Annotated in this window: 8 protein-coding genes; all 8 read left to right on the forward strand. The window is 46.0% G+C overall.

What is annotated here, in order from left to right:
- Window positions 1-217: 217 nt before the first annotated feature.
- Entirely contained in the window at window positions 218-1,231 is a 1,014-nt protein-coding gene (locus DIJ65_RS07560) for an aspartate-semialdehyde dehydrogenase (RefSeq protein WP_230321320.1), read from the forward strand.
- A gap of 427 nt (window positions 1,232-1,658) precedes the next feature.
- On the forward strand, window positions 1,659-3,326 hold the full coding sequence (locus DIJ65_RS07565) for a ribonuclease J (RefSeq protein ID WP_117300818.1): 1,668 nt from the start codon (window positions 1,659-1,661) through the stop codon (window positions 3,324-3,326).
- Window positions 3,327-3,406: 80 nt separating this feature from the next.
- Window positions 3,407-5,737, forward strand: coding sequence for an FtsK/SpoIIIE family DNA translocase (locus DIJ65_RS07570; protein WP_117300820.1), 2,331 nt, complete (start codon window positions 3,407-3,409; stop codon window positions 5,735-5,737).
- Window positions 5,738-5,915: 178 nt separating this feature from the next.
- Window positions 5,916-6,644, forward strand: a complete 729-nt coding sequence (locus tag DIJ65_RS07575; protein ID WP_071152033.1) for a GntR family transcriptional regulator — start codon at window positions 5,916-5,918, stop codon at window positions 6,642-6,644.
- A 47-nt stretch (window positions 6,645-6,691) separates the two neighbouring features.
- Entirely contained in the window at window positions 6,692-7,768 is a 1,077-nt protein-coding gene (locus DIJ65_RS07580) for a BMP family lipoprotein (RefSeq protein WP_117300822.1), read from the forward strand.
- A gap of 164 nt (window positions 7,769-7,932) precedes the next feature.
- Window positions 7,933-9,492, forward strand: a complete 1,560-nt coding sequence (locus DIJ65_RS07585; protein WP_117300977.1) for an ABC transporter ATP-binding protein — start codon at window positions 7,933-7,935, stop codon at window positions 9,490-9,492.
- Window positions 9,482-10,531, forward strand: a complete 1,050-nt coding sequence (locus tag DIJ65_RS07590; protein WP_117300824.1) for an ABC transporter permease — start codon at window positions 9,482-9,484, stop codon at window positions 10,529-10,531. Before DIJ65_RS07585 ends, DIJ65_RS07590 begins: the two co-directional genes overlap by 11 nt.
- A 1-nt stretch (window position 10,532) precedes the next feature.
- Entirely contained in the window at window positions 10,533-11,492 is a 960-nt protein-coding gene (locus tag DIJ65_RS07595) for an ABC transporter permease (RefSeq protein WP_117300825.1), read from the forward strand.
- Window positions 11,493-11,537 lie beyond the last annotated feature (45 nt).

Genomic DNA, 11,537 nt, shown 5'->3' on the forward strand with positions numbered 1-11,537 from the left:
GGGCTCAAAAGTCTGGTAGCACGTTATGAAACTTTGCGTTATGCATCTTAATTGAACCGCCGTATACCGAACGGTACGTACGGTGGTGTGAGAGGTCGGGAGTTAATCGCTCCCTCCTACTCGATTGATTCAATGCGTCAGTGCGCTAAATTATGATACAATTATCCAAATTATCATTGAAGGAGAGAGTCGAGTGAAAACTTATAACATAGCAATCATGGGCGCAACGGGCGCCGTTGGGCAGCAGATGAAAGAACAGTTGGAAAAGCGTGATTTTCCGGTCAACGAAATCCGATTCCTGTCCTCCAGCCGCTCAGCTGGCACCGAAATCAGTTTCAAAGGGGAGACCTATATTGTGCAGGAAGCAGTACCGGACTCTTTTGATGGTGTCGATATCGCGCTGTTCAGCGCAGGAGGCAGCGTTTCCGAGAAGTTCGCACCCGAAGCAGTCAAACGCGGTGCTGTTGTCATCGATAATACCAGCGCCTTCCGGATGGACCCGGAAGTGCCCCTGGTCGTGCCGGAAGTCAACAAAAACGACCTTTCTCTGCATAAAGGGATCATCTCCAACCCGAACTGCTCAACCATTCAGATGGTCTGTGCCCTGCAGCCGCTGAAAGAACAATTCGGATTGAGCAAAATTGTGGTATCAACATACCAGGCCGTGTCCGGTGCCGGAATCGATGCCATCAATGAACTGAAAGAACAGGCGGATGCCGGTTTTGACCGGGCGAAGGATGCACAGGCAAAAATGCTGCCCGTTAAATCAGCCGAGAAACATTACCCGATTGCTTATAATGCCATCCCGCAAATCGATGTTTTTGCGGACAACGGCTACACACTTGAAGAAATGAAAATGATCAACGAAACGAAGAAAATCATGCATGACGATTCTTTATCCGTAGCGGCCACTTGTGTAAGATTGCCGGTTGTTACCGGCCATTCGGAATCCGTCTATGTGGAATTGGATGCGGCACCGACTCTTGCAGAAATAAAAGACGCAATCGCTGCAGCACCTGGTGTGACATTGATGGATGATCCATCATCGCAACTCTATCCGATGCCATTGATGGCAGCAGGCAAGGACGATGTATTCGTCGGCCGCATCCGTCTGGATCTTGATAACCCGCAGGGCTTCCACTTGTGGGTTGTTTCCGACAACCTCGTGAAAGGCGCAGCCCTAAACTCGGTGCAGATCGCGGAAGCTTTGATAGAAGAAAAAATAATCTGATAAATTTTAGTTGAACCAAGTTAAATGCATTATAAAGACTCTGCGGTGCTTTGGAAAGCAAGCTGTTTTGCTGCATATCACCAATCACTTTCAATATAAGATATTCATTTCAGCTATTTTATAGTATTGAAGCAGATCCTATATTTTCGACCAGATTCAGAATGAAGTGACAGACGGTGACTCCTGCGGGAACCAGAGCGAGTCCTGAGACCCCGCAGTGAGCGAAGCGAGCGAGGAGGCTTAGGCCGCTCCCCGCGGAAAGCATCCGTCTAAAACGTAATGATTATAGAAGTTGATGGTTTCTCGACAGCCCGAAAATAAACCGGCGAATCCGCCGGTTTATTTTTTTCTTTGGACTGTTTCCTTCGATTCCCGTATAATAGATTTTATGGATGTGTACGGGTAAATTTTTTTAGGAGGAAATAAATTGAGTAAAATTAAAAATGAACTTATTAAAGTAATACCGTTAGGCGGAGTCGGCGAAGTCGGCAAAGCGATGTATGTAATTGAGGTTGACCAAGACCTGTTTGTTGTAGACAGCGGATTGATGTTCCCGGAAGATGAAATGCTTGGCGTGGACATCGTGATTCCGGATGTAACATACCTGGAAGAGAACAAGGATCGCGTAAAAGGCATCTTCCTTACGCACGGTCATGAAGATGCAATCGGTTCGATCGCTTACCTGCTGAAAAAAGTGCAGGCGCCAGTCTATGGTTCAAAACTGACGATTGGCCTTGCAAAAGAACATATCAAAGAACAGGGTTCTTTGAAGCAAGTAAAGTTCTTTGAAGTCACCAATAAGAGCCGCATGAATTTCGATACGACACATGTGACTTTCTTCCATACAACACACAGTATTCCGGATGCACTTGGTATCGTTTTCCATACTTCGGAAGGGGCCATTGTCCACACAGGCGAATTTAAATTCGATCAGTCGGCGAAAGGCAGTTATCAGCCGGATATCGCAAAAATGGCGAAATTGGGGGAAGATGGCGTTTTGATGCTGTTGTCTGACTCTACTGAAGCGGAGCGTCCCGGCCATACAACTTCTGAAATAGTTGTGGCAGAGCATCTTCTTTCAGAATTCCGCAAAGCGGAAGGAAGAATACTTGTTTCACTCTACTCATCCAATTTCATCCGCATCCAGCAAGTTTTCGATATTGCACAGGCGACAGGCAAAAAAGTCGCAGTTGTGGGCAGAAGTTTGGAAAGCAGCTATGAAGTCGGAGTCCGACTGGGTTATCTGAATGCCGGTGAAGACACCGTTATTTCCTTGAAGGATCTCGATAAATACCGTGACGAAGAAGTGGTTATCATTGTTACAGGCAACCAGGGGGAACCTCTTGAAGCGCTTGATAAGATGGTCCGCAAACAGCATAAAGATGTAAGAATCAAAGAGACGGATACAGTCCTTATTACATTCACACCATCGCCCGGCATGGAAGTTCCGATGTATCAGACGATGAATAAGTTGGCAAAAGCCGGTGCAACAGTCCTGACATCCAGCAAAAAAGTCCACGTATCAGGACATGGCAGCCAGGAAGACCTGAAAATGATGCTGAATATGATGAAACCGAAATATTTCATCCCCATCCAGGGTGAATACAAAATGCTGATTGCCCATTCCAAATTGGCACAGCAGGTCGGTTTGCAGAAATCCCAGATCTTTATCGCTGATAAAGGGGATATCGTTGAATATACAGGTGGAAAAGTACGCATGAGTGGCAGGGTTACGGCAGGAAATGTACTGATTGATGGAATTGGGATTGGTGATGTGGGCAATATCGTCCTCCGAGACCGGAAATTGCTTTCCCAGGATGGCATTTTCATCGTTGTTGTAACACTGAACCGCAAACAGAAAAAAATCGCTTCCGGTCCAGAGATGATTTCCCGCGGATTTGTCTATGTCCGCGAATCGGAAGAACTAATGGATGAATCAGCGAAACTGGTCAGAAAAGTCGTAGAAAAATACGTGACGCGTGATACATTTGAATGGAATAATATCAAACAGGAAATACGTGATACGTTGAATTCCTATTTGTTCCAGCAAACAAAACGCCGTCCGATGATCATTCCGATTATTATGGAATATTAAGATAGAAAAAGTAAAAGGATTTCCATACCGATCTATCGGGGGAAATCCTTTTTCGATTACATAGGAAATGAGGGGAAGATATGCCTCGCAGTGGACAGAATAAGAAAAAGAAAAAAGCACCAAAGGCAAAAGCAAAGAAAAACAATGTTCAACCCTTGCCGACTATCCTCTTTGAAATCATTGGGATTGTGATGCTTGGCGTTGCACTTCTAATGGCTTTTCAATTGGGCAAAGTTGGGCGACTGCTCTTTAATGCAACGGAATATATGACGGGGTACCTGGCTTTTTTGGTTCCGGTTTCCCTGGTTTTACTGGCAGTCTTTATAATGGTCAACCGCAAATGGCCCAAACCGCAGTTTCGAAAGAGTATCGGCTCCATTTTTTTGCTGACAGGTATTTTTCTGATCAGCCATCTTATCTGGGCCTCCGGTTCAATTTTGCCGATTACTTCTGCGAATGTAATAGGAGAAACAAGCAAGTCAATTCAGATCAGCGGCACGCTCTGGACCGAATTTACCGCAATCGGCGGGGGCATGATTGGGGCAATGCTCTATGCTGTGCTGCACCTGCTGTTTGAAACGGCCGGGACCTGGATTGTTTCCATCATCATTCTATCCATCGGAGCCATTATTCTGACCGGCAGAACAGCTGCACCGTTTATTGCTGAAAAAGTTCCGAGTTTCCAGCCGATGATTCAATCTCTGGGCAAACGCTTTTCGAGGCCCGCGAAAAAGGAAAAGGAAAATCGGGTCGTAACCGGTGAAACGGCAAGTAATGAAAGTTACGTTGACACCCATGAGCCGGCGGATAACAATTATGAATTTGAAAATGAAACAGTTTATATGGATACTCCGCAAGAACCGATTATTTCTGCCTTTACCGAAAATGTGAAGCCGAAACAGCCGGAAGCTCCAAAAGAAACAGAAAGTGAAACCGCAGAAGTTGCCACAGGAGAGGTCCAGTTGCTGACGACTGCAGAGGAGATGGAAAATGAGGAGTACCAACTGCCTCCGATTGACCTTCTTACTTTGCCTCCGCACAGTGATCAGAGCGGGGAGTATGCAGGCATTCAGAAGAATGCCAAAAAACTTGAAAAGACTTTCCAAAGTTTCGGTGTCCGTGCCAAGGTGACGCAAGTGCACCTTGGACCGGCTGTCACCAAATATGAAGTGCTGCCTGATACCGGTGTTAAAGTCAGTAAAATCGTCAGCCTGCACGATGATTTGGCACTCGCGCTTGCGGCAAGGGATATCCGGATCGAAGCACCAATCCCGGGAAAATCCGCCATCGGTATCGAAGTTCCGAACTCGGAAGTGGCGATCGTCAGCCTGCGTGAAGTTCTGGAATCTGAAGAAAACAACAAGCCAGATTCCAAATTGCTGTTTGGCCTTGGACGGGATGTCACCGGCCAGGCGGTCATGACGGAATTGAACAAAATGCCGCATTTGCTTGTTGCCGGTTCTACGGGCAGCGGGAAATCGGTTTGTATCAACGGCATCATCACCAGCATCATTATGCGCGCAAAACCGCATGAAGTGAAAATGATGATGATCGATCCGAAAATGGTGGAGCTGAATGTCTATAACGGTATTCCACATTTATTGGCGCCGGTTGTGACGGATCCCCGTAAAGCGGCGCAGGCTTTGAAGAAAATTGTTTCTGAAATGGAGCGGCGCTACGAACTGTTTTCTCATACCGGAACAAGAAACATCGAGGGCTACAACGAATATGTGAGAGTATTTAATGAGGAAAACGAAGACAAACATCCGAAGTTGCCGTTTATCGTCGTCATAGTTGATGAGCTTGCGGATCTGATGATGGTGGCTTCGAACGAAGTGGAAGATGCCATCACCCGTCTTGCGCAAATGGCGCGTGCAGCCGGCATTCACTTGGTCATTGCGACCCAGCGTCCAAGTGTCAACGTCATTACCGGTGTCATTAAAGCGAATATCCCGTCGCGGATCGCCTTTGCGGTTTCTTCCGCAATCGATTCCCGTACCATTCTTGATATGGGTGGGGCTGAAAAATTACTCGGTCGCGGTGATATGCTGTTTCTCGGTGCCGGTCAATCGAAGCCGGTGCGTGTTCAGGGGGCATTCCTGTCGGACACGGAAGTTGAAAAAATCGTTGATTTTGCCATCGAGCAGCAAAAAGCCCAATATCAGGAGGATATGATTCCGACTGAAGTGGAAGAGAAGAGCATTGATGATGAAACCGATGAAATTTACGATGATGCGGTGCAATTGGTAACTGAAATGCAAACAGCCTCGGTTTCCATGCTGCAGCGCAGGTTCCGCGTAGGCTATTCCCGCGCGGCCCGAATTATCGATCAGATGGAGCAGCGTGGGGTGGTCGGCCCTTATGAAGGGAGCAAACCGCGTTCTGTATTAGTTCAAAAGCATGAAGAATAGCAGTTAGCTACTCAATTTTCGTGACAAAATACGCGCATAAATAGGGACTTGTATCCGAAAATATCGCGAAATTCGACAAAACACTATTTATTTCAGCGGAAATAAGTGTTATAGTAATTCTGATTAGTAGGAATGTTTTACATCAGATGTCTGATCTCTGTCATTGGTGGTGAATCGTATGACAATTAAATCGGATCATCGGGCATTGTATCTCCAGGTGATTGATCGAATGAAGCAGGATATCGCTTCCGGAATATACAAAGAGAAAGAAAAGTTGCCTTCCGAATTCGAACTTGCTAAAACACTTGGGGTCAGCCGCGCCACCTTACGGGAAGCGCTCAGGCTGCTGGAAGAGGAAAATATCATAGTCAGGCGCCATGGGGTAGGTACATTCGTCAATCCGAAACCACTTTTTACATCCGGCATCGAACAATTGACAAGTGTTTCTGAGACAATCAGAAAGGCTGGAATGGAACCGGGCTCTATTTATTTGAGTACATCAGAGACACTGGCTTCTGACGATGATATAAAACGCTTACATTGCAAACCCGAAGATTCTGTAATTACTATTGAACGGGTCCGGACCGCTAACGGTGAACCTGTCGTATATTGCATCGACAAAGTTCTGTCCAGCTTTTTGCCGGATGATTTTCTGGGACGGGCCGAAAGCTCGATTTTCTCGGCAATCGAGGAGAGCGGAGAAACCCATATTAGTTATGCAGTGACGTATATCGATCCGGTTGGATACCACGATGTGGCGTCTCCAATTTTGGAATGTGATCCCGAAACTGCGTTGTTGGTATTAAAACAGCTCCATTATGATACAGACGATCAAGTGGTGCTTTATTCGAAGAACTATTTCAGGGCTGATAAGTTCAGTTTCCATGTAGTTCGAAAACGTGTGTAAAACAAACCATTCCTGCTAATATCAAAAAAACCTTGGGGGTTATTACATTGACAAAACGCAAATTTGGTCTAGGTCTTTCCTTAATGCTTGCTGCAGGCGTGCTTGCTGCATGTGGTACTGATGAAGACACTTCAAACGGCTCAACAACTGATGATGGTGGAGAAGGCACTGAAGAAACAAGCGATTTTTCTGTAGCGATGGTTACTGATGTCGGCGGTGTTGATGACAAATCTTTCAACCAATCGGCCTGGGAAGGTCTTCAAAGATTTGGCGAAGACAATGGGCTTGAAGAGGGCGATGGTGGTTATGCTTACCTTCAGTCACAATCAGATGCAGATTACAACACGAACCTGAACAATTTGATCCGTCGTGATTTCGATGTCGTCTTCGGTATCGGATTCCTGATGGAAGGCGCAGTAGCTGAAATCGCTGAACAGCAGCCGGACGCTCAGATCGCAATCATCGATGCAGTTGTTGAAAAAGATAACGTTGCAAGCGTATTGTTCAAAGAACAAGAGGGCGCATTCCTTGCAGGCGTTGCTGCTGCGCTTATGACTGAAACAGGAAAAGTCGGTTTTGTTGGCGGAATGGATATTCCGGTAATCGAGCGTTTCGAAGCTGGATTCCTTGCTGGAGTAGAAGCAGCTGACCCTAGCGTTGAAGTTGATGTTCAATACACAGGTGCTTTTGATAAAGCGGAATTGGGTAAAACTACAGCGAACCGCATGTACCAAGGCGGAGCTGATATCATCTTCCACGCTGCAGGCGGAACTGGAAACGGTGTATTCACGGAAGCTAAAGAGCGTAAAGAATCAGATGCAGATGCAAATGTTTGGGTAATCGGTGTAGACTCTGACCAATACGACGAAGGCCAGGTTGGCGATGACAACATCACGTTGACTTCTGTATTGAAACGCGTTGACAATGCTGTTTACAACATCTCTGAACAAGCGATGAACGGGGAATTCCCTGGTGGAGAAACGGTCGTTTACGGTCTTTCTGACGATGGTATCGGCCTTGCTGATTCCCGCGGAGCAATTCCGGAAGACATTATGACCCAGATCGAAGACTTCAAACAACAGATTATTGATGGCGAAATTACAGTTCCAGAAACTGTAGAGTAATTATCGTCTCGCACGGTCAACCTCATAAAGACCGGTTCCACCGGTCTTTATGGTTTTTTTTTCGCCAAAAATGACAAAAATTAATAGATGAAAGGTTTTTTGAAATGGAAACCTTTCCTGTATTAATTAAAAAGAATTTAGCAGTTTTCGAGGGAGTGAAAACAGTGGAATATGTTGTTGAAATGCTGAATATCCGTAAGGAATTCGGAAACTTTGTCGCCAATGACAATATCACCCTGCAATTAAAGAAAGGCGAAATACATGCCTTACTGGGTGAAAACGGTGCTGGAAAATCGACATTGATGAACGTCCTCTTCGGGCTGTATCAGCCAGAAGGCGGAGAAATTCGTGTTCGCGGGAAAAAAGTGGATATCACAAATCCGAATATCGCCAATGATTTGGGGATCGGTATGGTTCACCAGCATTTCATGCTGGTTGAAAACTTTTCTGTTACCGAAAATATCATTCTGGGATCAGAACCGACCAAGCTCGGTGTGACCAATAAGAAAGATGCGGCACAAAAAGTTCAGGCTTTGTCGGAACAATATGGTCTGAATGTGGATCCATATGCAATCATTGAAGATATTTCGGTCGGGATGCAACAACGGGTGGAAATTTTGAAAACGCTTTATCGCGGAGCTGAAATCCTGATTTTTGATGAACCGACTGCTTCACTGACTCCACAGGAAATCATTGAATTGACTCAAATTATGAAACGCCTGGTTGCTGAAGGCAAATCCATTATTTTAATTACGCATAAACTGAAGGAAATCATGGATATTTCTGACCGGGTTACTGTTATAAGAAAAGGTGAAGGAATCGGGACAGTTGTCACATCTGAAACAAATCCGAGCGAACTCGCGTCTTTGATGGTTGGAAGGCAGGTCGAATTTACGACTGAAAAAGGCCCTGCATTTCCGAAGGATGAAGTTCTTGATATCCATAATCTGGTAGTTGAAGATTATCGCGGCGTCGAGAAAGTCAAAAACTTGAACTTGAATGTACGCAAAGGTGAAATTGTTGGCATTGCCGGAATAGATGGCAACGGACAATCCGAGTTGATCGAAGCAATTACCGGATTACGAAAAGTGAAAAGTGGTACCATTCGCATCAACGAAAAGGATGTTACGGGATTAAAGCCCCGTAAAGTCACAGAATCCGGTGTAGGGCACATCCCGCAGGATCGCCACAAACATGGTCTTGTGCTGGATTTCCCGATAGGACACAATATTGCCCTTCAGACATATTACAAATCACCGATATCAAAAAACGGCATTATCGATTATGACAAGATCAACGAAAAAGCGAAGCAGGTCATAGCTGATTTCGATGTCCGGACACAAGGGCCACACGAGCCGGCGCGGGCGCTGTCAGGAGGTAACCAGCAAAAAGCGATCATCGGGCGTGAAGTCGATCGGGATCCGGATCTGTTAATTGCCGCATTGCCGACACGCGGCCTGGATGTTGGTGCAATCGAATTCATCCATAGCCGCCTGATTGAACAGCGTGATAACGGGAAAGCGGTCCTGTTGATTTCTTTTGAACTCGATGAGGTCATGAATGTTTCGGATCGAATCGCTGTTATTCATGACGGTGAGATTGTTGATATTGTGACTCCGGAAACTACCACGGAGCAGGAGCTCGGGCTGTTGATGGCCGGGCATAAAAATGGCGCTGGCGTAAAAGGCGTAGATAAGGAGGGTGAGGATCAGCATGTCGAATAGAGCAACCAATATTCTGGTCCCCCTGATATCCGTTATTCTGGGCTTGCTGGTCGGAGCGATTATCATGCTGGTCAGTGGATACAACCCGATTAGAGGATACACAGCTTTATGGAATGGGATTTTTGGGGATCTTTATACAATAGGAGAAACTCTCCGACAAATAACACCTTATTTATTGGCTGGTCTGGCAGTAGCCTTTGCATTCCGGTCCGGATTATTCAACATCGGGGTCGAAGGACAATTGATTGTCGGCTGGTTTGCAGCCGCATATGTGGGTGTTGCTGTTGAGCTACCTAAAATTATCCATTTACCGCTTGCAATTTTGGCTGCAGCGGTTGCCGGTGCTTTATGGGGCTTCGTGCCGGGGCTTTTAAAAGCTAAGTTTCGGGTGCATGAAGTAATTGTGACGATCATGATGAACTATATCGCTCTCCACGTAACCAATGCATTGATCAAAACGGTTTCGGGTGGAGGAGACCGCACGGAATTAATCTTTACAAGCGCTTCATTGCGTTCGGAATTCTTACAGAACCTGACGGAATTTTCACGCCTCCATTACGGAATTCTGTTGGCTTTGGTCATGGTTGGTGTGATGTGGCTGATCCTGGAGAAGACAACGTTGGGCTTTGAATTGAAAGCTGTTGGGTTCAACCAGAATGCATCCGAATATGCAGGGATGAACGTTAACAAGAATATTATTTTGGCAATGGTCATTTCTGGAGCATTTGCCGGGATGGCCGGAGCGATGGAAGCGCTGGGAACATTTGAATATGTTTCCTCCAAAGGCGGATTTACCGGAATCGGATTTGATGGTATCGCTGTCGCTCTATTGGGTATGAATACTCCGATTGGTGTCATTTTTGGTGCGACACTTTTCGGCTCTTTGAAATATGGTGCACTTAATATGCCAAACGAAGCACAAATTCCGATGGAAATTGTGGAAATCGTTATTGCTGTCATCATATTCTTTGTAGCTTCCGGCTATGTGATCCGCCTGTTCTTGCTGCGGGCAGCAAATAAGAAGAAGGAGGTGAAGTAATATGACATTCCTTGAAGTATTATATTTCATCGTTCCTTCTGCCATATTTTACGCTGCTCCGTTGATTCTGGTTGCAATTGGCGGCGTGTTTTCTGAAAGATCGGGTGTTGTCAACATCGGTCTGGAAGGATTGATGGTGATTGGTGCCTTTACCGGTATTCTGTTCAATCTTTTCTACGCTGATACCTTCGGTGGGGCCACTCCTTGGCTGGCACTTATCGCCGCCATGGTAGCGGCACTGCTCCTGTCGCTGCTGCATGCCGTGGCGTCAATTTCATTCCGCGCCGATCAGGTTGTGTCCGGTGTCGCCATCAACTTGCTGGCAATCGCCCTGGCACTGTATCTTGTGAAAAAGATATTCGGTAAAGGACAGACGGATTTCATCACTGAACGTTTTGCACGTTATAGTGTGCCAGTGCTGTCTGATATTCCTTTTATTGGAGATCTATTCTTTAAATCGATTTACAATACGTCATTTTTCGCAATTGCTGTGGCGATCCTTGCCTGGTTTGTCATCTATAAGACACCGTTCGGGCTTCGCCTGAGAGCGGTTGGTGAACATCCGATGGCTGCTGACACGATGGGTATTAATGTTACGAGAATGCGTTATATCGCTGTAATGATTTCCGGTGCTCTTGCCGGCATCGGCGGTGCAATTTATGCGCAGACGATTTCCAATGATTTCGGCCATGCCACGATCAATGGACAGGGGTTCATGGCGCTTGCTGCCATGATCTTTGGTAAATGGCATCCGCTTGGTGCGATGGGCGCCGCTCTTTTCTTCGGGTTGGCTCAATCATTGAGTATCGCGGGATCATCGATTCCTTATATTCAAAATATACCAAGTGTGTTCCTGCTGATTTTGCCTTACGTTTTGACAATATTGGCACTTGCAGGATTTATCGGCAAAGCCAATGCACCGAAAGCGATTGGCAAGCCTTATATCAAAGGTGAACGATAAGATTCTACTATATAAAAGAGCCGTCCAAGCGACGGCTTTTTTTCT

This window comes from Planococcus salinarum (assembly GCF_007004625.1).
GTDB lineage: Bacteria > Bacillota > Bacilli > Bacillales_A > Planococcaceae > Planococcus > Planococcus salinarum.